The following is a 22456-nucleotide window of genomic DNA, read 5'->3' on the forward strand; positions in this document are numbered from 1 at the left end:
CTATTTAAATAAATTTATATTCGAATCTATCGATTGCTGATTTTGAAGAATCAGCCTTGCAAAGTTATAGCTGGCTGCCGACATTCTATCATATTCATCCTGATTCATATCAACACTTTTTTCAATTACCGAAATCCATTTCGATTTTTCATTTAATGCAATGTCCCAACCAATGTTTTGTTCCTCCAAATTACGCCATGGTGTTTCGGTGCTAATGAGCACCGGGCATCCACAGGCCCAACTTTCAACAATGGAATGCCCGTAGTTTTCATTTCGGGTTGGCAATATGGTAAAATGATAGTTGCTTAATACTTCACTGATGTTATGGTGCGCAACTTCGCCTTTAAAACGTATGGCGATAGAAGACGATGTAAGTTGTTTAATACGTTCCTCGCATTGTGTTCTGTATTCGTGCTCGTCCGTTACTCCATAAATATCGAATACGATATTTCCACGTGTGCTTTTAGAAAGCACTTCTATGGCATATTGTAAGTTTTTCTTGATGGCAATGCGCGAAAGAAAAGCATAGGTTGCATGCCCGCTACTTTTAATTCTTTTGATTTCGATGATGTCGCGTTTGCTGCCAAGGTTGATAGCAACTTTAACTTCGGCACGAGGTCCAAATATGGCTTGTATTTCTTCTTTTTCAAGTGGGGTAGAGGCATGCCAGCATACATTTCTGTAAATTCCGATTCCTTTTGCCAATGATAAAAAGAGCATTTTTTTTGTCGCTTTAATTTGCAAAGCCTCTTTTGCAAGCATGCCTCGTGGCGCAAGTATAACTTTAGCTTTATCACCCGAAGTTTTTACAGCCATTAAAACATATAGGGTAAAGGGTACAGAAAAAACACTGTTTAGATATACTACATCATGCTTAGTTTCTTTGAGCATGGCAGCAATTTTTTTATAGGAAATACTTTTTTGGTCTATATAATAAACTTCGGCATGGTCAACCTTACACCAGGTATTAAGAGCTACTGATGTATAAGGCCTGTCATCGTGTAAGTCGCGATCACCGGTAATAATTTTGAAATCAAAGTAAGGATGAAGATGAGCAACAATATTTGCAATAGATTGCACCGGACCACCCGCTTTGAAAGCCGGCTTATACCAATCGCAAAAAATCAAAATGGTTGGTTTGCTACTCATTAATGTTGTTTTCTTGGAGCCAGTTTTCGAGTACCACACAAAGCCAGATATCAAGCCAGCGTACTGTTGGGTCTCCGGCATTAAATCGCATCCACATCAATTCGAGGTAGGTTGAATTAAATAAACTGCGTTGTGCCATGTTTTCAATCGCTGTTTGGCACATGCTCTTCATATCCTGACGCAGCCACTGTTGCCATGGAAAGACAAAGCCCATTTTTTTGCGATGCACTATTTCGTCAGGCAACAAATTCCCAAGGCTTTCTACCAGTAATTTTTTTGGGAAAACAGGTATCTTGTATTTATCAGGAATACCCATTACATAGGCTATCAATTCATAATCAAGAAAAGGTGTGCGCACTTCAAGGGCCACGGCCATACTCATTTGATCAGTATCGCGCAGTAAAACATTTTGCATATAGGTGCTGGCTTCCGCAGCCGATACTTTGCTTAATAGTGGAAAGTCTCCTCTAAAATTCAAATTATTAACAATAGCCTCCACCGAATCGAAATCCAAATCATGATTTGTTAACAGTGAGTGTATATGTTGCGGAGTATTAATTTGGCGCCCAATAGCAAATGCTTTTGCAAAGTTGTAATCTTTCAATTGCAGTAAATTGTTAAGTTTCTCTCCAGCTACCCCACTTTTGCGAGATGCCGCTAGTTTGGCAAATCGCGATCGTATAAACCGGGGAGTTTTCCATAGAAATTTATATTTTTCTAATTGCAAGCTGCGCTGAAAAACGGGATACCCTGCAAAAAACTCATCGCCACCAAGGCCCGAAAGGGCCATGGTAATACCATTAGCACGAGTTATTTTACTTACTGTATAGGAGTTGGGGCCATCACCACTGGGATGATCAAGCGCTTTAAGTGCCCGGGGTATTTCGTGCAAAAAATCTTCGGGACGTAAGCGAAGTTCGTGATGATCAGTTTTATATTTTTTGGCAATAATGGCAGCGTAATGCGATTCATTATACTCACTTTCGTTAAAGGTAATGGTAAACGTTTTTACCGGCTTATTCATTACCATACTCATGGCGGCTACTACCGCACTGCTATCTATTCCTCCAGAAAGGAATGCCCCAAAAGGCACATCGCTTATCAACCTGCGCCTTACTGCTGCAAAAAATAAATCGTTCACATTTTTTTTGATAGTCGTGTAATCATGAGCTACAGCGGCTTCACTTTTGTTTTCGCAGATGTCCCAGTTTTTTGAAATCGCTATTCTACCATTAGTTATTTCAATTGTGTGGCCAGGCATCAACATAAACACGTTGCTAAGTATGGTGGCAGGGGCATTAACACTTTGGTACATAAAATAATCCTGCACGGCCAACCTGTTAAGTTTTGCAGGCACCAGGCCGGTGGTCAATAAGGAGCGTACTTCCGAAGCGAACAAAAAAGTATCATTATGCTGATGGTAGTACAATGGTTTTACACCCAAGCGATCGCGGGCAATCAGGAGCTTGCTGGTGCGTTTATCCCAAAGTGCAAACGCAAACATGCCATTAAAGTGCTGCACACAATCGTTGCCCCATTTTAAGTAGGCAGCAATAATAACTTCCGAATCGGTTTGTGTTACAAATGGATAATTGTCAATTTTTGCTTTTACCTCTTTGAAGTTGTAAATCTCTCCATTGAAAATTAATACAACATTACCATCTGCACTAAACATAGGCTGACGGCCGGCTTCACTCAAATCAATTATTGAAAGTCTGCGATGCGCAAGTCCAATATGGTTATCACAAAAAGTGCCTTCAGCATCGGGACCACGATGCGACAGGGCAATGTTCATTCGCTGCAACATGCCCATTTCAGGCACCAACGATTGTTTAAAATAAATTCCTGCTATTCCGCACATAGTTGCGCAAAAGTAACTTTTATTAACTTTTTGCTTGCGACTACAGCCTTTATTTAAGTAAAATATAAACAGTGGTTGTGTTTATATTTTTTTCCTGCTTAAAATCTTATTGATTAATCTATTTTTCAGTTTCTGAATCGATGGCTTCTTCCAGATTTTCTTTAAAGGGAGGATCAAGATTACTGCCTGTCCAGTTATAAATACGAGTTTCTATACTATGGTAATCCCATTCTAACTCTTCATTGGTAACTTCATAAATTTCTTTTTGGAAAATAACTTTTCCGGCAATCCCACCGCTGTCTTCAGGAAATGTAATAGTGGTTTGATGACTATAAATTCCACCATCGCTTGTAGCGCTAGCGTGTAATATTTCATAAAATTCTCCCGGTGTCCATCCAATAAAAGTAGAACCGCCATCTTCGCCACACGCTTCTGCAAAATGCAGAATCTCAAAAATTTTACTGATACCTTCAAGCCCCCGGTTACCATGCATTACAAGGGAAAATGAACCATAATAATATGGATACGAAAATGAGTTGATAAACGTGTTCTCGAAATATTCCTTGGCCATAAATTTTGCATCTTTTGACATATATTCAACACCTATAACAATGGTACTGTTTGAGGTTTCGTTTATAATGTTGAATTTATAAATAGCAATATCACTTGGTTTGATATAGCCTTGCAGGCCACGACTTTTTACTTTTAAAAATTGCGGCAAAGGTTTATCGCCATTAAAAGTAAAAGAGTCGTTTATGAATAACGTATCTCCTGCGTTGGCTACCAGCACAGTTTTCGAATTAGTATCCGGTTTAGAATAAATTGTTGTTTTTTCATTGAATGCAAAAACGGTATCGTTATAATTATAAGGACTGTACGAAATGTAACGGGGGGCATCCATTTGCGATTGAGCATTTAAACCAACTAGCATGCAAAGCATAATTAGCGCGGCTTTAACAGGGTACTTTATTTTAAATAGTTTAGGCATTGAATTATGAAGTTAGAGAGAGACTGTTTTAGTTTTAAATGTTGAATCTACTATGAGCGATTTTATATTATTGAGCGATGATGTGCATGCTAGCAGCAATCTGAGTTCAGTGCAATTGCCGATGGGTAATTGAGCCAACAGGGAGTTTTATATAACCAGGATAATCTGAAAGTTATCCTTAAGAAATCAATTTTATCAATCTTAAAGTGCTGCTAATTATTTACAAATTTTTTCCACCACATTACAAAGTTAAGAATGTACCAAACTTTTACACCTTGCTTTGAGTTGAAATAATGTTGCATCATCTTTGGATCAATAATTTCAGTTTGTTTGGTGAAGGAATTGATTTCATCTTTTGCGAATGCTCCCAGGTCTTCAAAGAACCATTCAAATACAGGGGTTCCAAAACCTTGTTTCTTTCGATATATAATTTCGTCAGGCAAAATTCCTTCAACGGCTTTTTTCAAAATATGTTTGCTTTCCTGATTTCGGGTTTTCATTTCCGCAGGTATTCCCATCGCATACTCCACAAATTTATGATCGAGAAAGGGTACGCGTGCTTCCAGAGAAACCGCCATGCTCATTTTATCTACGCGCATTAATAATAATTCAGCTATACGTACTTTAATATCAAAATAGCTCATCCAGTTTACCTGCGCGTGTTCAGGTGTGCTCGATAAATATTTTTGATAGTACGGCCTTATCAGGTCCCATGTGGTATAGTCTTTAAATTGATTGCGCAATTGAGGATGCATGATTGCCTTTTTTTCATTTTCAGCAAAAGAGGTTGTTCCTCCCCAAAACAATTGCTTGTCCTGATGCGTACCACGATACATCATTTCATAGGGCAGCGAATGTTGTTTACCCATTAGTTGCATAGCAGCCATGCCTGCCTGCATACCTACTTTGGCAAATGGCAACTCACTTTTTTGTTGCAAATTAGAAAAGCGTTTCCAGGTCTCATACCCCCAAAACAATTCATCGCTACCTTCGCCCACCTGACAAACGGTAACACCATTATCGCGGGCGAGTTTACTAACAAAATACACCGGCATGCAAACCGGATCGGCAATGGGTTCATCCTGATGATGTATGAGCTGAGGCAGAAAGTCCATTAAATCCTTTTGAGTAAGTGCAAGTTCATGATACTCGCATCCGAACAACTTGGCCACCTTGCGCGCGTATTCAAATTCGTTTTTGTAGGTGCTAAGTTTTTCATCATTAGCATAGCCTACTGTAAATGCACGTACAGGCTCTTTAGCTATTTCGCTAAAGAGGGCAGTGTTGAGGCTGCTATCAATACCTCCGCTTAAGAAAACACCAACCGGCACATCGGCTTCGAGGCGATATTTTACCGATACTCTGAGCAATTCAATTAGCTCCTCCTGTATCTGTTTTTGAGTTTTGTCTCGGTGATAATGTACGTTGTCATAAATATCCCAGTATTCAATTTGCTCGCTTACATTTCCATTTTCAATTTTTATATAGTGACCTGGTTTAAGTTTGTATATGTTTTCGAAAAGCGTATTAGGTGCCGGCACAGTCAGAAAGGTAAAGTAATCGTAAAACCCTTGCTCATTAAGCTTTCTGGATATACTCTTGTCTTCGATAATGGCTTTTATTTCGCTGGCAAAATAAAAACGGCCGTTGACTTGTGTATAATATAAGGGCTTAATGCCAATGCGGTCGCGCACCATAAAAAAAGTATCGGTACGCTTATCCCAAATACACATGGCAAACATGCCACGAAATTTATGTATGCAATTGATGCCCCATTTTTTATAGGCATAAATAATCATTTCAGTATCACTATGCGATGTTTTGAATTTGTAACCATCGCGCTCTAGTTCTGGTCGTATTTCTTTGTGATTATAAATTTCGCCATTAAAGATGATCCATATATCTTCGTCAAAATCGCACATAGGCTGAAAAGCAATCGTACTCAAATCAATAATAGAAAGCCTGCGATGCGCCAATGCAACGTTTCTTCTGTTTGCTGCTTTAAATAAAAATGTGTGTTTACGGCCCTCAACCGAACGGTTGATGGCTTCATTATCAAAATTGCCTGCATACAAAAATCCATCCCCATCAGGTCCCCGGTGGCTCATGGTGTCGCTCATACGCACCAAAGTTTCCGGAGCTATGGGTTGGTTATTTTCTAACCCTATTACACCTAGTATTCCGCACATAGCATCGTGTTTTCATGGCAAAGAATGTTTTTTAAAATGCGATATGCAAGGATGTAAAGCATTTTTTAAATATGCCAAAAAGTATGTTGTCTTTTAGATAGGTTGGTTTCAGTTGAGATTCAATTTAAGCGTAGTTGGTTAACGTGTTATTCGGCAAATTGAAATTTTACTGCATCAAACAATCCCAGATCGCTCAACTTTAGTTCAGGAATTACCAGCAAGGCCATAAATGACAAGGTCATAAATGGTGCTCTTAATTTACTGCCATTTTCCTTTACCTTGGCATCAAGTAATGCATACTGTTTTGCTATCTGGCTGCATGTTGAAGTGGTCATCAATCCTGCTACCGGAAGTGGAAGTACCTCTTCATATTTTCCGGCAACTACACTCAATCCACCTTTCGTTTCAATTAGCAGATTTACAGCTCGGGCAATTTCTTCATCGCTGCATCCCACTGCAATTATATTATGCGAATCGTGCGCCACCGTGCTGGCTATGGCACCATTTTTAATTCCGAAATTATGAATAAAAGATACCGCTGGGGCCTGTGGGCGGTAGCGATTGATTACCGTTATTTTCAGAAAATCATTTTTTACATCACTTATACAATTGTTGCCTTTGCGCAGGGGCGAAATATCCATCCGCTTAGTAATCAATTGTCCATCCAATGCATGTATGCACGGTAGGCTGGCTTTTTCAGTTGCCAGGGCTACTGCTTCCGGTTTAATATAGGAGCAATTGAAATTATTAATAGCGCCCTCGTTAAACACTACTTCCTTTACCATACCGTTTTTATAAGCCGCTTCGCCATTGATGTAAGTGGCTTGAACATCAAAATGGACAATATCTTGCACGGTAATAAAGTCGGCATAATCACCTGGGCGCAGCATTCCTACAGGAATGTTGTAATGCTTAATAGGATTAATGCATGCAGCTGTTAACACATCAAAAAGGTTATACCCCCCGGCCACAGCACGCGCAACCAATTTGTTTATGTGTCCATGAATAAAATCATCAGGATGTTTATCATCGCTGCAAAACATAACATGGGGTGTATACGAAGCTAGCAAAGGGTGCAAGGCCTCGAAGTTTTTTGCAGCACTTCCTTCCCGAATCAATATTTTCATGCCTGCCTGCACTTTAAACAATGCTTCGCTAAGCGTAAAACATTCGTGGTCGGTAGTTATGCCTGCAGCAATGTATTGTAATGCCTGATCGCCTGTAAGTCCAGGTGCATGACCATCTACGGGTTTATTCAACTGTTTGGCGTACGCAATTTTTTGCCACACTTCCTTGTCTTCGTAAAGTACCCCGGGGTAGTTCATCATTTCACTTAAGTACCAAATGTCGTTGCGTCTTAGCAAGTCATACACGGCAAGGCTATCAAGCACTGCACCGGCCGACTCGAATGTGGTAGCTGGTACACAGGAGGGTGCTCCAAAATGTATTTTCATAAGCGCCTTGCTTGCACTTTCTAACATATAATGGATACCTTCAAGACCATTTACATTTGCAATTTCGTGAGGGTCGCTTATGGTGGCTACGGTACCATGTTTTACAGCCTCTTGCGAAAATCGGAAGGGGGTAAGCATCGAACTTTCGATATGAATATGGGCATCAATAAATCCTGGAAGAATATAGTCAGTCTCATCATGTTCTTTTTCGGTGATGGATTTTATACGCTGATTTTCGATTTCGATTTCAGCTTTGTAAATTTTTTTTGAAGCAATGTCTATCAATTGCCCTCTCACAATTTTTTGCATATGGAATGATGAAATGTAGGTGGTAAAGGTAATAGCTAAATCAAGAAGTTACCAAGGCATCACAAGGATGATTATTTTTTAAACATAATGTGTAAAAGTAATTAGCGATACAATTGATAACACAGTATCAAAAGTAGATATTTGTTACCCGAAAAACCCCAACTTATTTAAATGAAATTGAATCAACGAAGGGCAGCTGTGCTGCTGTTGCAGGATGGCACCCTGTTTACCGGAAAAAGTGCCGGTGCCGAAGGAATTGCCATAGGTGAACTCGCGTTTAATACTGGGATGACCGGCTATCAGGAGGTTTTTACCGATCCTTCGTATTATGGACAATTGCTTATCGAAACCAATGTACATATTGGCAACTATGGTGTAAGTGAGGAGGACACTGAAAGTAAAGGAATAAAGATTGCCGGATTAATATGCAGGTCGTTCCACAATTATTATTCGCGGCATAGCGCAACCGATGATGTGGTTGAATATTTCGTAAAGAACAACGTGGTTGCAATTAGCGATATAGATACGCGCGCCTTGGTAAGGCACATACGCCACGCTGGTGCCATGAATGCCATTGTAAGCAGCAATGGCGAATCGCTGGAAGCCCTCAAGGCATTGCTTGACAAAGCCCCGAGTATGGAAGGCCTCGAACTTTCGAGCAAAGTGTCGGCAAAGCAGCCTTATTTTTTTGGAAATGAAAACGCCAAACTTCGCTGTGCAGTTATTGACCTTGGGGTAAAGACCAACACCTTACGCAACCTGGCAGCTCGCGATTGTTATGTGCAGGTTTTTCCGCTCGTTACTTCCTTTTCGGAAATGGAAAAATGGAAACCCGATGGATACCTTATAAGCAATGGCCCCGGAGACCCCGCTACACTTACCCAAGTGGTAGCTACAGTAAAATCTATTGTTGATGGCAAAAGGCCCATATTTGGTATTTGCCTGGGGCATCAGGTTCTTGCGCAAAGTCAGGGAATAAGCACGTATAAAATGTTTAATGGCCATAGAGGCATTAATCATCCGGTAAAAAATCTTGTAACGGGCAAATGCGAAATAACTTCCCAAAATCATGGTTTTTCGATAGATGCAAAATCGTTGCAAAATCACGCAACGGTTGAGGTTACCCACATTAATCTTAACGACAACACGATTGAAGGAATTAGAATAAAGAATACTCCAGCCTTTAGTGTGCAGTATCACCCCGAAGCAGCACCGGGTCCGCACGATAGCAATTATCTGTTTGATGATTTTGTACGAAGTATGCTTAATTAAAATTAAGCGTTTGGTATAGCGTGGGTCTAAGGACTAAAGAAAAAACATTTTTGAGAAAGGATAGGGGTAAAGCCGAAAAAAATTATCCCTTAGTGCGACAATGCATCGCGCAAAATCATAATCATTGCTGCATTCAAACGATAGCTTTTGTCATCGAGCGGTTGGTAGTTTATTTCATTTAAAGGCATCCTGCCCACTATTTCTTTAAAGCTTCTGAGGTCGGTATCGCGCTCTTTTGATTTATTACGTATGGTTTCAAGCATTTGTTCAGCAACAAGGGTTTGAAATTGAAAAGGAAGTTTTTCTCTGTCTATATTCATCAAATCGAAATCACCATTATTATAATGGCTAATTAATTCCCAATGAGCCGAGGCTTCGCCCGAAACTATTCTTGCTTTAAAGCTATAACGATCATTTAATCCGTAGTCGGGTGTGAGATTATCAGCTACAACCAAATTATCAAAATTGGTCTTGCCATTTTCACCATAATAAATCAGGTGGTTGTTAAAAGTAGTGTTAGCTATACGAAAGGAGTCAAGAGCAACGGAGTTAAAACATGAGGTATCGTTTAATTTCGATGCAAATAGTTGTGTGCCCGACCTATCAGCAAGTTGCTGCCATTCTTCTATATTTCGGTTTTTTCCGGCTTGTAAATAAAGCCCATGGATAGCAATACCTTTGCGTTTGGCAGCAATTACAGCCGCTTTGTAATTTATTTTTCCTAAACGTACCGATCCATTTCCAATAATAATAATAGCACGGGAGCTTCCGCTGGTTTTACTCCATTCTATTCGCTTGGTAGCCACATCTATCAATACTCCTATCATTTGGGTTCCACCTTCTATGTAAGTTTTTATACCACAAAAAGTAAGGAACGTCTGGTCAAAATTTTCCGATGGCTGAGCAAATATTTTTACATAACCTGAATCGGCAGAAAATGAATTGCGGGAGTATCCGATAATCCCAATACGCAAAATTTTGTTTCCGGCTTTTATCTGCGCCTCATTTACCATTTTCCAATACATGTTTTTGAATGAATCAAAAACCCCGCGCGCACTGCCACTCATGTCTATGCAAAACACCAAGTCCGAATAAGTTGCCTTATCCTTTTTGGCATAGGAAAGCGTGGCAAAAGAAAAAAATAGCGTTGCTAAAAATAACTTGCGCATAAAAATACTTGTCCGATAGAACTAATTTAAGGAACAGCAAATATAGGCTGCAGCGTATACTTACCAAGTTTATTTAGGTAAGTTTATTAACAATATTATACTTGGCAGATTTTAAAAGTGCCATTTATTCTTCTAATTGGGCAGCACTTAGGTTTAACCCATCAAAGTAAATGGAAAGGGGTGACAAAATTTTTTGCTCCCAAAAATGTTGGAAGTCAGCTTGAAAATCAGTAGGAACTCCATATTGATTAATAAAGACAAAGCAGCCATTTTGTTTTTCTTCGAGCAGTATGGTAACTATAGAAAAGTGATATGCGGGAAATGATTTTTTGTGAACTGCTAAGGTGATTGTAGAATTGGGGGTTGCGTGTAAATTGTATCCATAAATACCTTCGTACTCGCAAATCCATTTTCCATGATGGTGGGAATCAATCTCAATATCGAGTCCGGTTATTTGGCTCAATCCATTTTGACTAAGCAGCATGTAGTAAATTTCAACAGCCGGTGCAGCAATAAAATGCTGCAAATAGCAATTTCTGGTATCTATTGCGTAGGTCATTTATTTAATTGTTGTAATACATTAGTTGTAATATCGTGAATACTGTCGGCATAGATAATACCGCTTCCCCGCTGATATCCCAGTATATAGTCATAGCCTGACTTCTTATTCATTTCTCGCACATTATTGGTAATAAGATTGTGAAGCGAGTCGGATATAAGCTTTTCGCGGTCTGATAGCTTACTCATTATCTCTTCTCTTAATTGCATAAAACTTTGCTGCTCACGACCAAGCTGCTCTTCTCGCTGGGCACGTTGCTCATCGGTCATCATTGCTCCCTGTTGCTGATATTGTTCTATCTTTTTCTTTAAGCTGTTTTCTTGCGATGCTACCATCTGTTCAGCACTTTCACGTTCTTTTTCAAAAGCATCTTCCATCTCTTTATAAAGCTTATAGTTTTCAAATAAGGTATCCGTGCGCACAAAAGCTATTTTCATTCCTTCTTTTGAAACAGGCGGTTTAACAACAGGTTCGGAGGTGGTGTTGTAAACTTTATAATATAAAAAAGCCACAGCTACCAACAGCACTGCGTTTAAGATGATTGATGCATTTTTCATTTAGCTATCCTATTAAATTTAAGTGGACGAATATAAACGAACACCTTATACGATGAAGAATTATTTTTTGCACAATAGGCAGATAGTAATCTCTATGAATAATCTCGGAATTAACTCAAGCATAATGCAAATGAGCAGTATGCATAATTACAATTGCCCCATCTCAACTTTAATAAAATAAAACAAATGAAAACTTTAATTATCATTTTAGGCAACGCTTTACTTTTAATCTCAACATGAATAATTGCCCAGGACAAGGCAAAGCCTAAGCTTTTAGGATTATGCTCCATTGATAGCTCTATGGTAAAGCTTTTTAGAAGTTGGTTTGATACTACCTTTAAAGCATATGTACCCGATGAGAAGAAGGTAGCATCCTTCACGAAGAATTTTGAAAAAAATATGTCCATTGAAGTTTTATTTGGTTCATAGTGTGGCGATAGTAAACGCGAACTTCCTCGTGTGTATAAGATTTTGACGCAGGCCGGGATCAATATGTCGCAGGTAAAATGGATTGCAGTAGATGATGCAGACTCCGTTTACAAACAATCGACATCAGGCGAGCAAACTGGCAAATTTATTTTCAGGTTTCCCACCATTATCATTTTATGATAATGGAAAAGGACCTAACAGGATAGTAGAGTTTCCTATAAGTAGCCTTGAAGAAGATATGGATGATATATGCAACAAAAGGCCATATCGTGCTGGATATTTTTCTTATCCTACCATTATTACCTGGTTGCAACAAGGTAAGTTGCTTGATACACGTTTTTCTGCGCGTGCCCGTGCCGCTACACTTAAGCCTTTGGTTTTAAACGCAGGTGAGCTTAATGCAGCAGGTTATGTTTTGTTGTATCAGCATAAAGTAAAAGAGGCCATTACTTTGTTCAGAATAAATTCGGTTTTGTTTCCTGACCTTCCAAATGCATATGAGGGTTTAGCTGAAGCATATATTTTGGATAAAGATTCGGAAAAGGCAATGGCTGCAGTGTTGCGGGCAGTAGAATTAAAAACCGGAGACCATGAAATGAAACCCTTATTAGATTTATATAGCAAGGCAAAGCAAGCAGGTAAGAAATAAAAAAACGCATTGCCAGTTGATAGCAATGCGCTGCAAGCATTTTATAATTCGGAATTTAATATACGATTGTTATGGTGCCTTTGGTTTCTAAAGGTGCGGTTGGCGAGGTATCAAACACTGCTCCTTCTGCAGCTTGTTTGGCTTTGGTTAGCAAGTACTCACTCGTGGTGTTAGTGCCTTCTGCTCCTGGGTTTGCACTTTTTACTTTGCCATATTTATCAATAGTTACAGCTACAACCACGATACCTTTGTCCTGAGTAAGTATTTGCATTTTAGGGCTCTTGAGTAATTTGCGACCAGCAACATCTGCAGTCATTGTTCCGGAGGGAACCTGTGCTTCAATAGCGTTTTCTTTTTTCTCGAAAACAATTTGTTGCAATTCGCTAAACTTAAACAATCTCTCAACTCCATTTACCGATGCAGTAAATTCTTCGCCATTCATGCCTGTAATTTTTCCGCTAATTTTTTCGCCTGTGCGTAACACAAATATTTGTTGTGCCTGTGTTACAAAAGCTAAACCCACAATAGATAATGTCAGAATTAATTTTTTCATTTTTTTTAATTTAATTTTTTCAATTTTTTTCTTTCAAAAATACAGCCATAAGTAATAGTTACAGTTAAGACTTGTTTTATTTTATAAACAAAGTTGTGTTAAGGATATTGGAACGCTTCATGCGAGGCACATACTTGCTATTCAATAAAATGTTAATGCTACATTGTTTATGATGTCTTTTGTGCGTCATATAAACAACCTATACGATGGTTCCGGATGAAAGTTAAAACCATTTTGCTTGTAAAGCGGTTCGCCATCTTTGGTGGCGTGCAATTCGAAAAAAGTGAGCCCACGGGCTTTACCAGTTTCTATCAATTTTGATAGAATGGTTTGACCGATTCCCATTTTACGGAAATTTGGTTTGGTATACATGCTCATGATATAGCCACTGCGCCCATCAGGCACTCTGAAACTGCCTGGTCGCTGCATTACTTTCATTCCCCCATTGGCTATTAGTTCTATACCTTCATAAGCAAGCCATGATATGTAATCACCACTTTGTATCTCTTTCTTAAAATATTCAACCAGTGAGTTGTGTAAGGCCATTGCTTTATCATTAGGCTGTGGTCCCATTAGTTCAGATAGGAATTCCACACGCATTTTTGCAAGCTGATCAATATCATTGAGTGTGGCCATTTTAAAGCTAAAAGTGTTATTTTTCATTATGAAATTGTTTAACGATAATGCATTGGCAAGATGCAAAAATTAAATAATTGTAAATGCCGGGAATTGAAAATCAAACTTAGTTGCAGGGAATGAATAAGATGTTGTTATTCGCATTTGAATAAAAAAAGCCAGCATGAATTTAAAAATCGGAATTGTCTGTTACCCAACATTTGGAGGCAGTGGAGTGGTAGCAACCGAACTGGGCAAAGCGCTTGCTGATGCCGGACACCGTGTCCATTTTATTACCTATAACCAACCGGTGCGGTTAGTTCACTTTCATGCTAATATTTCGTATCACGAAGTATCTGTGCCCGATTATCCATTGTTTGAGTTTATTCCTTACGAAAATGCGCTGACATCAAAAATTGTAGATGTTGCTAAATACGAAATGCTCGATATTCTCCATGTGCACTATGCAATTCCGCACGCCTCGGCTGCATATTTGGCTCAGCAAATTTTGAAGGATGAAGGATGTTACCTTCCTATTATAACAACACTGCACGGAACCGATATTACGTTGGTGGGAAAAAATCCAAGCTATAATCCCGTTGTTACTTTTGCCATCAATCACAGTAATGGTGTAACGGCTGTTTCGCAAAGCCTGAAAGATGAAACACTTCACTCTTTTAAAATCAAAAATCACATTGAAGTTATTCCCAATTTTATTGACCTCACCAGATTTTCTAAACTGCCAAAGGATCATTTTAAAAAGGCAATAGCTCCAAATGGCGAAAAATAATAGTGCATACCAGTAATTTTCGAAAGGTAAAACGCACCAAAGACGTCATTTACGTTTTTGAAAAAATAGTAAAAAAAGTGCCAAGTAAATTGTTAATGATAGGGGATGGGCCTGAACGAGAGAAATCGGAGCAACTGTGCAGAAACCTTGGAGTGTGCGATGACATTCGTTACCTGGGTAAGCAAGAGATGATTGAAGAAATTCTTTCGGTATGTGATTTGTTTTTCATGCCAAGCGAAACAGAGAGCTTTGGGCTTGCAGCTTTAGAGGCTATGGCTTGTCAGGTGCCCGTTATTAGTACCAACACGGGTGGATTGCCCGAATTAAACAAGCATGGCATAACTGGTTACTTAAGCAATATAGGTGATATAGATGACATGGCTGCCAATGCCATTGGCTTATTAAGTAATGAAGAAATGCTTTTGAAATTTAAAAAGGCTGCTCGTGCGCATGCCGAAACTTTTGACATCCGCTTAATCATGCCACGCTATGTTGACTTCTATCAGCAGGTATTAAACAATAGTTTATGAGGGTGAATATTTTTTAGAATTCATTTGATTATTTCAAAAAAAAAATTTGCTTTGCATTAAACCTGATACTAATAATATAGTCAATGTTATTAGCGCAGCGCTAACACCTCAATAAAAGAAAAATTTATTTACTAAGCCTTTAAGCTAAATTCAATTTATATGCATACAATTATTTTTATGTTTAATCTTTAAAAAATTAAAAAATGATGAGAAAAATTATTTTTTCGATGGCAATTGCTGCAACAGCAATTACATCAACACAAGCACAGTATGGACAGCGGCTTTATAGTCGCGATACTGTATCTCATGACCGTTTTACGGATGGTTTAAATTCGGTTGCTAATCCTGTTGGAGGTCTTGCTCCATATGTAGGCACAGGTGTTACGCAAGGCAATAATATTGTAGAGCGTTCACGTTTTGTAAGAACAGCCCGTGCCGGAGCCACCTTGGCTAATCGTGTAAACTTTGTATTTAGAGGTGGTAACGAACATTCGCACCGCCTAAATTCGATTTGCGAAGCAGCAGGCCGTTACGTTATGGCAGGCCGTGTTACAGGCACTACCGTGAGCCCAGTGCCGGGAGGTGGCGATGTTCTTTTTGTTCGAACATCTGCTGCCGGCATTATTAATAGTGTTCGTACCGTTGACTTAAGTAATGGAAACGATGGAGCCAACTGTATTATTCAATCAACCACAAATGCTAACCGTTTGTATTCATGCGGATTTTCAGAGTTGAACGGGATAAGCCGGACCTTTGTTATGGCAACTAATACGACAGGAAGCACCGTTAACTGGTCGCGTACTTATGGCGTATCATGTGTGTTCGGAGCATTGGTAGGAAACTCGGTTGCTAATTCAATTGCTGAAGATGCAGGAACAGGATCTGTTTATGCGGTTGGAAACCTTACCGGGCAAAACTGTAACAATGCATTTATTTCTCGTTTTACCGCTGCAGGTGTTCATGTTTGGACGCAAATATTCCAACTACCAAACAATGGATTACAGTTTACGTCCATTAAACCACATCCTACTATTGCCAACTCGTTCATTATTTCTGGAAATTGTTTGAATTTTGGTTTAGGTAACGTTACTAGTTGGCCACTTATTCTTGGTATTAATGTAGCAGGTGCAGCACCAGCAATTGTTTTCCAAAATTGTTTGGTGGCCGCCTTGCCAGCTCCTTTTCCTGTTAATGGCCAAATTACAGGTATGATGGCAAATGATCTAACATCACGCTTAAACCCTTTTAACGGAAATATTGAATATTTCCTTGCAGGTACTGCCGTGCTTCAAAATGGAAGTACCGAAGGATTTACCATTAAAACCACAGGTGTAGGTATACCTATTTCAGGACAAGTATATGGCAATGTTGCTACAGATGGCTTTAATTCAATAGATAGGGTTGGTAACGGAATGATGGCCGGAGACGGACTTGTGCAATTTGGGTATTACAATACCAATCTTCCTAATGTTGTACCTCCTGGCAATACACGTTGCTGGTTAGTTAAGTCATACTACAACCATGTTAGTGGTTGTAATGAAAAACCAATAGTTGTAACTTCTCAAATCGTTAACCTTCTTCAAGGTCCTTTTAACCCGATAATAAATAATGTAAATCTGCGTGATAGTATGGTTGCTCAGCAAGCAAACGGCTTAGCTAAAACATTATGCTGGGCCAATGTAATTGGAACAGGAAGCAATATGCGCGAGCCTGAAACCAACTCAATCAGCATTAGCAATGATATCAAGTTATATCCTAATCCTGTTGACGGAGATGCAATATTGACATTGCAGGTAAGAAGCGATAAAAACAATACAGCAGTAATAACAATTATGGATATTAAGGGAGCAGTTATTGACCAAAATATTATTGATGTAAGCGAAGGTATAAACGAAACTACCATCGATCACTCGCAATGGCAACGAGGTATGTATTTTGTCCAGGTACAATTGAACGATCAGTCATACCGTACAAAAATTACTAAGAACTAATACGGTCATCGATACACCGTAATTTAAAAATCCCTGTCATTTATCATGACGGGGATTTTTTTATTTATTTGCCGGTATCGTTTTTAAACATTCTTTTTCTGCATCCTATCCAAAAGCCAGTAGAATAATCCGGGAGCCAGATTTCTGAATGGAACACTTAGCAGTTCTAATCCCCCAACAAATACATGACGTTCATTTTTGACAATAGCTTTCAAGATTTTCTCTGCAGCTTTTGAAGCTGGCATCCCCTTCTCTTGCGCAGGACTATTTTTATTCATAAAGCTGCCATCGGCAAGCAATGAATTGTAGCTGACATTGGTATTTATAAAACCGGGACAAATAATAGAAATACGAATGTTGTGTTGTTTAAGCTCGCCCCGCCACGCATCAAAATAGCCATACAATGCATGTTTGCTGGCACTGTATGCTGCGTACATAGGCATTCCAAATTTACCCATGATGCTAGTGATTACAGCAATATTACCACCTCCGCTTTTTTTCATCTGATGTGCCACTGCATTGGACAGGCGAATAAGTCCTGTAAAATTAGTGTCGAGCACTTGTTTTTCTATTTCCCATTTGGTGTCGAGCACAAAACTTTTTTGACCAATACCGGCATTGTTTACAAGGATATCAATTTTTCCAAAATGCTTAATTACCTCATTTACAAATTGGCTTCCATCTGTTACAGTAGAAATATCTATTGGCAATATCATTGCTTTGCCAAGTTTATCATGCGTATTTTTAAGGGTTTCGAGTTTCGCATGGTTGCGCGCACTCATTACCACACAGGCACCTTGCTCAAGTGCATAAATAACAAGCGCCTCACCAATACCCGATGAAGCGCCAGTTATCCAGATTACTTTGTCTTTTAACTTAAGCATGAATCAAGTTGAATGTTAAAGGTCACTGAATTACAAATCAAAGTATTCAACTATAAAATATTAAATAGATTGCTTTACTGCTTTTTATTTTTGTCTTGAAAATCGAGCGATTTTATGCCTAATCCTTTCAGCATGCGCTTCACACCAATTTTTACTGTTTCCTTGGCTTCGGTAAGCATTTCTTTAGCGGCCGATTCATCGGGGCGTGTTTTAAATCGGGAATCTCGGTAAACAAAATCGCCACTAATTGGAGTGTAGAAATAGCAATAGAAAGATTTACGCGATTCATGATCCGGGATATTAATCTTTGCATATCCATGATACGATTCATCGGTAGTTTCCATGATTACCGCTCTGTTAAAATTAGGAAGCACACATGCTCCCATGTGCTTAACTTCTTTATCCCATAATTCAAGGCCACCACCATATTCATCTTTCCAATATTTGTTTAGATACACCAGCAGATTTATTCTGCGGTGTAAATTTTTCATAGGGTTCATATTTATATCCACATGTATATCTACAAAACTACCGGGGCCACCTTGATGTACGCCACTTCCAAGCGCATCATCGGTGCTGCTCAGTCCTGGTATTCCGGTTATCTTGCTAATCATATCATATGTTTTTTGATCGTTTACCGCAGCCTGCATTTCTTGGAACACCGGGTTGAAACGTTCAAGATGATACTCTTCTTTTTTGTTTTCATTCATCGATTTTCGTTTAACATTCAAATCTTCGAGTGGTGGAAAATTTTCATACAATGCCGTGGCATATTTTTCTTCCAGAAAATTTTCGAGTATTACAAACTTACATGGTGAGCCACTGTTGAATTGTTTGTTCAATTCCGTTTGCACGTTTTCGTCAAAATATTTCGGATTTATCATCGTGTTTTATTTTATTTCTTCGTAAGAGATATATTCTCCATCGTTATTTTCGTTGGCTTTGTTTGCGGTATTAGTTTGTTTAATATCCACAAAGCCTTCGGGGCGGTTATTATTGGATTGGCGTTGAGTATCCTGTTTATCAGCAAAAAAGCCTTTAACTAATTTGAATAAAACAAAGGCAACCAATATTGAAACAATAAAATCTTTCATTTGTGAAGCATTTCTTACAAAGGACGAAGAACTGCAAAAAATATTGATTTATGAAGAAGAATAATTGGCCGCTTTGCAAATCTTTAACAAGTAAAAGCCGCTTACAACGGTTGTTTAATTCCTAAAATTCAGGTTTAAAGCAATACCTATTCATCATAAGATTGATTATAATATATTCGCCCCATTAAATTTCAAATTTCGGTTTATGAATAAAAACAAGGTTATTCCGCATCTTATTGCTTGTAGTTTTTTTCTAGTACTAAGCCTGGCATATTTTTTACCAACCTTACAGGGAGAACAAATTGACGGGCATGATAATAACACCTGGCTTGGTGGAGCCAAGGAGGTACTTGACTTTCGCGAAAAGTATGGCACCGACCCGCTTTGGACCAATCGCATGTTTAGCGGTATGCCAGCTTATCAGATTAGCATGATGCCTAAAGGCAACATGCTCGCAACGGTTTATAATGCATTAATTGCAGTTATGAATTATGCTCCATTGTTTATATTACTGGCAATGTTAAGCTTTTATGTGCTCATGCTTACGCTAAGGGTCGATTGGAAACTGGCAATTAGTGGTGCTGTGGGATTCGCCTTCTGTTCTTTTAATTTTATAATGCTTCAGGCCGGACATAATTCGCAGGTATTAGCTATAGCGCTAATGCCACTATTGGTAGCAGGAATTTTATTGGCCTATCGAGGAAACTTATTACTAGGTGCGGCATTAACTTCATTTGCAGCAACCTTTCAGGTAATGGCAAATCACGTTCAGATTACGTATTACTTATTAATACTAATTGGGATAATGATTATATCACAACTGATTTTTGCTTTTAAAGAAGGGAAAATAGTAGATTTTATAAAAGCCAGCCTTGTGCTTGCAATAGCGGGTGCAATTGGTGTTGCTAGCAATGCCAGCACCATGCTCACAACTTATGAGTATGGTAAAGACAGCACACGCGGTAAAAGCGAACTTAAAAAAGAAGGAGAAAAGGCTACTTCGGGTGGTTTGGATATAGATTATGCTTTTGCTTGGAGCTATGGAAAAAGCGAGTCGTTTGTTATGCTGGTGCCCAATGCATTGGGGGGACCTTCGCAACAAAACCTTGGCGAAAAATCGCAAACATATGAAACCGTTAAAAATATGGCAGGACCCGATCAGGCCGCGCAACTTGTGAAAACGGCACCAACCTACCGGGGCGATCAGCCTACTACTAACGGGGCTTTCTACATGGGTGCCATTATGATTTTTTGTTTTGTACTTGGAATGTTTTTGGCAGATAATAAATTAAAATGGTGGGTGCTTACGGGCACCTTGCTTGCTATCATATTATCATGGGGCAAGAATTTTATGATTTTCAATGAGCCATTTTTTAATTTGTTCCCGTTGTATAACAAGTTTCGTTCGGTTTCGTTCGTACTGGTAATTGTTTCCTTTACTGTTCCGTTTATGGCTACTATCGGTATCAAAGAATTTTTTAATAAAAACATTGATGAACAAAAAAGGAAAAAGGCCTTGTTGCATTCGTTTTATGGAGTGGGAGGCATGTTGGTATTAATGCTGCTGGCAGGTTTTGGAATGAGTTTTATAGGTTCGGTAGATGACAACTTTAAACAATACAACGACCTATTAGTGGCCTTACGTGCCGACAGGGCACGTATGTTTAAACTTGATACGCTGCGCAGTCTGCTATTTGTATCTGCTGCGTTTGGTGTTTTATGGTTTGCTTTAAAAAAGAAGATCAATTATCAGTGGCTTGTAATTATTCTTCCGCTGTTAGTTGTATTAGATCAATGGCCTATTGCTAAACGTTATTTAAATGATACCCATTTTAAACCTAAGACTACAACCGAGAACCCATTTATACCAACCGAAGCGGATAACCAAATTTTGCAGGATAAGGAATTAGGATTTAGGGTAATGAATACTTCTGTTAGTACATTTAACGATGCGAGCACCTCTTTTTTTCATAACTCAATAGTTGGGTATCATGGTGCTAAGTTAGAGCGCTATCAGGAGTTGATAGAAAATCAGATTGCCAAACAAAATATGAGCGTGCTCAACATGCTTAATGCCAAATATTTTATAGTACAGTCGCAAGGCCAGCAGGGTCAGCAAGGTGGACCACCAATGGCACAACAAAATCCTGGTCGCTGTGGCAGTGCATGGTTTGTGCCTGAGTATAAGCTAGTAGCCGATGCTAGCGAAGAGATGAAATCGCTTGATAAGTTTGACCCAAAGCAAATTACCTTTATTGATAAGCGATACAGCGAACAGTTGAATGGGTTTAAAATAAGTTTTGATAGCACAGCCTCTATTAAGTTGACACAGTATCTTGCTAATCACCTCATCTATGAATATAGTTGCAACAGCAGTCAGCTTGCAGTGTTTAGCGAGATATTTTATGACAAAGGCTGGAATGCTTATATAGATGGAAAGCTTGTACCGCATTTCAGATGTAACTATGTATTACGTGGAATGGTGTTACCAGCCGGCAATCACAAAATTGATTTTAAGTTTGAACCGGCCATTTATGCTAAGGCAAGTAACATTTCTATGATAGCATCATCACTTATGCTATTAATATTTTTAGGTGGAATAGGGTGGAGTATATTTAAAAAAGAAAGTCTGGTAACCACCGAAGCAAAACCATCAAAGGGTAAATAAGGTTGCAGGGTGAGTAAGCATCAGTTTTAGTAGGTTGCCAATTAAATTAAAGAGTAGGAATAGTTTGAATGAGATTTGTAAGTAGCAAAATAGTACGAGTATTAATGGCATGTACGTTTGGTGTATTGGTTTCTTGCTATTCATTCAAAGCAGGACAAATACCAAAGGATGTCAAAACGTTTTCAGTAGCATTTTTTGCAAACAGGGCTGCTTTGGTCAATCCTTTGCTTAGTCAGCAGTTTACCGAAAAACTAAAACAGAAATTTTTATCAGAAAGCTATTTGAGTTTGATAAAGTCTCAGGGAGATTATTCGCTCGAGGGATTTATTGTTGATTACAACGTTACCCCAGTAGCTATTCAATCTTCGCAACAGGCAGCAACCAACCGTCTTACAATTACTATTAATGTAAAGTTTAGCAACAACAAAGACAGTAAACTGAGCTATGAAAATAATTTTTCACGCTTTGCTGATTTTAATGCAAATGAAAATTTCGCTTCTGTAGAGCAAACACTAACCACTACCATTGTTGCACAAATTGTGGATGATGTGTTTAACCGTTGCACCAGCAATTGGTAGCTGAATAAAAGTTCAGTCATTAAGTGAAGGATTCTTTGCGCTTTGTAACTATTGGAAATCTGCAGCCTTTGTAAGTTATCGCTTATCATTTATTAATTGCAACATCAGGTTAAATGAGTGTTATACCCATTTATGAATAACAAGGTGGCGCAGTAAAGCAGCAATATT

The 22456-nt window shown here is 38.8% G+C and carries 18 protein-coding genes and 1 pseudogene; 6 read left to right on the forward strand and 13 right to left on the reverse strand.

What is annotated here, in order from left to right:
* The 5 genes from IPO27_09030 to ade form a co-directional block, all read right to left on the reverse strand.
* Entirely contained in the window at positions 1 to 1149 is a 1149-nt protein-coding gene (locus IPO27_09030) for a glycosyltransferase (protein MBK8846658.1), read from the reverse strand.
* Positions 1142 to 3010: an asparagine synthase (glutamine-hydrolyzing) gene (asnB, locus tag IPO27_09035; protein ID MBK8846659.1), complete on the reverse strand. Its 1869-nt coding sequence runs from the start codon at positions 3008 to 3010 to the stop codon at positions 1142 to 1144. Before asnB (IPO27_09035) ends, IPO27_09030 begins: the two co-directional genes overlap by 8 nt.
* A 118-nt stretch (positions 3011 to 3128) precedes the next feature.
* Positions 3129 to 3998, reverse strand: a complete 870-nt coding sequence (locus IPO27_09040; GenBank protein MBK8846660.1) for a hypothetical protein — start codon at positions 3996 to 3998, stop codon at positions 3129 to 3131.
* A 212-nt stretch (positions 3999 to 4210) separates the two neighbouring features.
* Entirely contained in the window at positions 4211 to 6187 is a 1977-nt protein-coding gene (asnB, locus tag IPO27_09045) for an asparagine synthase (glutamine-hydrolyzing) (GenBank protein ID MBK8846661.1), read from the reverse strand.
* Positions 6188 to 6333: 146 nt separating this feature from the next.
* Positions 6334 to 7950 carry an adenine deaminase gene (gene ade, locus IPO27_09050; GenBank protein ID MBK8846662.1) on the reverse strand — a complete coding sequence of 539 codons (1617 nt, stop codon included), beginning with the start codon at positions 7948 to 7950 and terminating at the stop codon, positions 6334 to 6336.
* Positions 7951 to 8121: 171 nt separating this feature from the next.
* On the opposite strand from ade, the gene carA reads away from it, so the two are divergent.
* Entirely contained in the window at positions 8122 to 9222 is a 1101-nt protein-coding gene (carA, locus tag IPO27_09055; protein MBK8846663.1) for a glutamine-hydrolyzing carbamoyl-phosphate synthase small subunit, read from the forward strand.
* A gap of 89 nt (positions 9223 to 9311) precedes the next feature.
* On the opposite strand, the gene IPO27_09060 is transcribed toward carA, so the two are convergent.
* The 3 genes from IPO27_09060 to IPO27_09070 all read right to left on the reverse strand — a co-directional run bounded on the left by IPO27_09060 (position 9312) and on the right by IPO27_09070 (position 11507).
* Positions 9312 to 10391: a VWA domain-containing protein gene (locus IPO27_09060; protein MBK8846664.1), complete on the reverse strand. Its 1080-nt coding sequence runs from the start codon at positions 10389 to 10391 to the stop codon at positions 9312 to 9314.
* Positions 10392 to 10515: 124 nt separating this feature from the next.
* On the reverse strand, positions 10516 to 10950 hold the full coding sequence (locus tag IPO27_09065; protein ID MBK8846665.1) for a hypothetical protein: 435 nt from the start codon (positions 10948 to 10950) through the stop codon (positions 10516 to 10518).
* Positions 10947 to 11507 carry an OmpH family outer membrane protein gene (locus tag IPO27_09070; GenBank protein ID MBK8846666.1) on the reverse strand — a complete coding sequence of 187 codons (561 nt, stop codon included), beginning with the start codon at positions 11505 to 11507 and terminating at the stop codon, positions 10947 to 10949. Before IPO27_09070 ends, IPO27_09065 begins: the two co-directional genes overlap by 4 nt.
* Before the next feature lie 520 nt (positions 11508 to 12027).
* On the opposite strand from IPO27_09070, the gene IPO27_09075 reads away from it, so the two are divergent.
* Positions 12028 to 12585: a hypothetical protein gene (locus tag IPO27_09075; protein MBK8846667.1), complete on the forward strand. Its 558-nt coding sequence runs from the start codon at positions 12028 to 12030 to the stop codon at positions 12583 to 12585.
* Between the two features lie 55 nt (positions 12586 to 12640).
* Here IPO27_09075 and IPO27_09080 read toward each other — a convergent pair whose 3' ends face one another.
* Positions 12641 to 13138, reverse strand: a complete 498-nt coding sequence (locus IPO27_09080) for a hypothetical protein (protein ID MBK8846668.1) — start codon at positions 13136 to 13138, stop codon at positions 12641 to 12643.
* Positions 13139 to 13324: 186 nt separating this feature from the next.
* Positions 13325 to 13801, reverse strand: a complete 477-nt coding sequence (locus IPO27_09085; GenBank protein MBK8846669.1) for a GNAT family N-acetyltransferase — start codon at positions 13799 to 13801, stop codon at positions 13325 to 13327.
* A gap of 136 nt (positions 13802 to 13937) precedes the next feature.
* On the opposite strand from IPO27_09085, the pseudogene bshA reads away from it, so the two are divergent.
* Both bshA and IPO27_09095 read left to right on the forward strand, forming a co-directional pair.
* A pseudogene (gene bshA, locus IPO27_09090) lies at positions 13938 to 15073 on the forward strand (N-acetyl-alpha-D-glucosaminyl L-malate synthase BshA).
* 203 nt (positions 15074 to 15276) lie between these two features.
* On the forward strand, positions 15277 to 17064 hold the full coding sequence (locus IPO27_09095) for a T9SS type A sorting domain-containing protein (protein ID MBK8846670.1): 1788 nt from the start codon (positions 15277 to 15279) through the stop codon (positions 17062 to 17064).
* Between the two features lie 83 nt (positions 17065 to 17147).
* Here the strand turns inward: IPO27_09095 and IPO27_09100 are convergent, their stop codons facing one another.
* From IPO27_09100 to IPO27_09110, 3 genes are all read right to left on the reverse strand, one after another.
* Complete coding sequence (locus tag IPO27_09100; protein ID MBK8846671.1) at positions 17148 to 17948, reverse strand: SDR family NAD(P)-dependent oxidoreductase; 801 nt, start codon at positions 17946 to 17948, stop codon at positions 17148 to 17150.
* 74 nt (positions 17949 to 18022) lie between these two features.
* Positions 18023 to 18832, reverse strand: a complete 810-nt coding sequence (locus IPO27_09105; GenBank protein ID MBK8846672.1) for a 2OG-Fe(II) oxygenase — start codon at positions 18830 to 18832, stop codon at positions 18023 to 18025.
* 6 nt (positions 18833 to 18838) lie between these two features.
* Entirely contained in the window at positions 18839 to 19042 is a 204-nt protein-coding gene (locus IPO27_09110) for a hypothetical protein (GenBank protein MBK8846673.1), read from the reverse strand.
* Between the two features lie 205 nt (positions 19043 to 19247).
* Here IPO27_09110 and IPO27_09115 point away from each other — a divergent pair, with 205 nt between their 5' ends.
* Positions 19248 to 21710 (forward strand): YfhO family protein, encoded by a 2463-nt coding sequence (locus tag IPO27_09115; protein ID MBK8846674.1) that lies wholly within the window; start codon positions 19248 to 19250, stop codon positions 21708 to 21710.
* Positions 21711 to 21778: 68 nt separating this feature from the next.
* Positions 21779 to 22288 carry an LptE family protein gene (locus IPO27_09120; protein MBK8846675.1) on the forward strand — a complete coding sequence of 170 codons (510 nt, stop codon included), beginning with the start codon at positions 21779 to 21781 and terminating at the stop codon, positions 22286 to 22288.
* The last annotated feature ends 168 nt before the right edge of the window (positions 22289 to 22456 follow it).

The sequence above is a fragment of the Bacteroidota bacterium genome, from assembly GCA_016714535.1.
Lineage (GTDB): Bacteria > Bacteroidota > Bacteroidia > AKYH767-A > OLB10 > JADKFV01.

Excerpts from the sequence above, each read along its gene's own strand:
- ade (MBK8846662.1), bottom strand. The coding sequence starts at position 7,950 with ATGCAAAAAATTGTGAGAGGGCAATTGATAGACATTGCTTCAAAAAAA.
- IPO27_09105 (MBK8846672.1), bottom strand. The coding sequence starts at position 18,832 with ATGATAAATCCGAAATATTTTGACGAAAACGTGCAAACGGAATTGAAC.
- IPO27_09080 (MBK8846668.1), bottom strand. The coding sequence starts at position 13,138 with ATGAAAAAATTAATTCTGACATTATCTATTGTGGGTTTAGCTTTTGTA.
- IPO27_09030 (MBK8846658.1), bottom strand. The coding sequence starts at position 1,149 with ATGAGTAGCAAACCAACCATTTTGATTTTTTGCGATTGGTATAAGCCG.
- IPO27_09040 (MBK8846660.1), bottom strand. The coding sequence starts at position 3,998 with ATGCCTAAACTATTTAAAATAAAGTACCCTGTTAAAGCCGCGCTAATT.
- IPO27_09120 (MBK8846675.1), top strand. The coding sequence starts at position 21,779 with ATGAGATTTGTAAGTAGCAAAATAGTACGAGTATTAATGGCATGTACG.
- asnB (MBK8846661.1), bottom strand. The coding sequence starts at position 6,187 with ATGTGCGGAATACTAGGTGTAATAGGGTTAGAAAATAACCAACCCATA.
- IPO27_09065 (MBK8846665.1), bottom strand. The coding sequence starts at position 10,950 with ATGACCTACGCAATAGATACCAGAAATTGCTATTTGCAGCATTTTATT.
- IPO27_09100 (MBK8846671.1), bottom strand. The coding sequence starts at position 17,948 with ATGCTTAAGTTAAAAGACAAAGTAATCTGGATAACTGGCGCTTCATCG.
- IPO27_09095 (MBK8846670.1), top strand. The coding sequence starts at position 15,277 with ATGATGAGAAAAATTATTTTTTCGATGGCAATTGCTGCAACAGCAATT.
- IPO27_09060 (MBK8846664.1), bottom strand. The coding sequence starts at position 10,391 with ATGCGCAAGTTATTTTTAGCAACGCTATTTTTTTCTTTTGCCACGCTT.
- IPO27_09115 (MBK8846674.1), top strand. The coding sequence starts at position 19,248 with ATGAATAAAAACAAGGTTATTCCGCATCTTATTGCTTGTAGTTTTTTT.
- carA (MBK8846663.1), top strand. The coding sequence starts at position 8,122 with ATGAAATTGAATCAACGAAGGGCAGCTGTGCTGCTGTTGCAGGATGGC.
- IPO27_09085 (MBK8846669.1), bottom strand. The coding sequence starts at position 13,801 with ATGAAAAATAACACTTTTAGCTTTAAAATGGCCACACTCAATGATATT.
- asnB (MBK8846659.1), bottom strand. The coding sequence starts at position 3,010 with ATGTGCGGAATAGCAGGAATTTATTTTAAACAATCGTTGGTGCCTGAA.
- IPO27_09075 (MBK8846667.1), top strand. The coding sequence starts at position 12,028 with ATGATGCAGACTCCGTTTACAAACAATCGACATCAGGCGAGCAAACTG.
- IPO27_09070 (MBK8846666.1), bottom strand. The coding sequence starts at position 11,507 with ATGAAAAATGCATCAATCATCTTAAACGCAGTGCTGTTGGTAGCTGTG.
- IPO27_09110 (MBK8846673.1), bottom strand. The coding sequence starts at position 19,042 with ATGAAAGATTTTATTGTTTCAATATTGGTTGCCTTTGTTTTATTCAAA.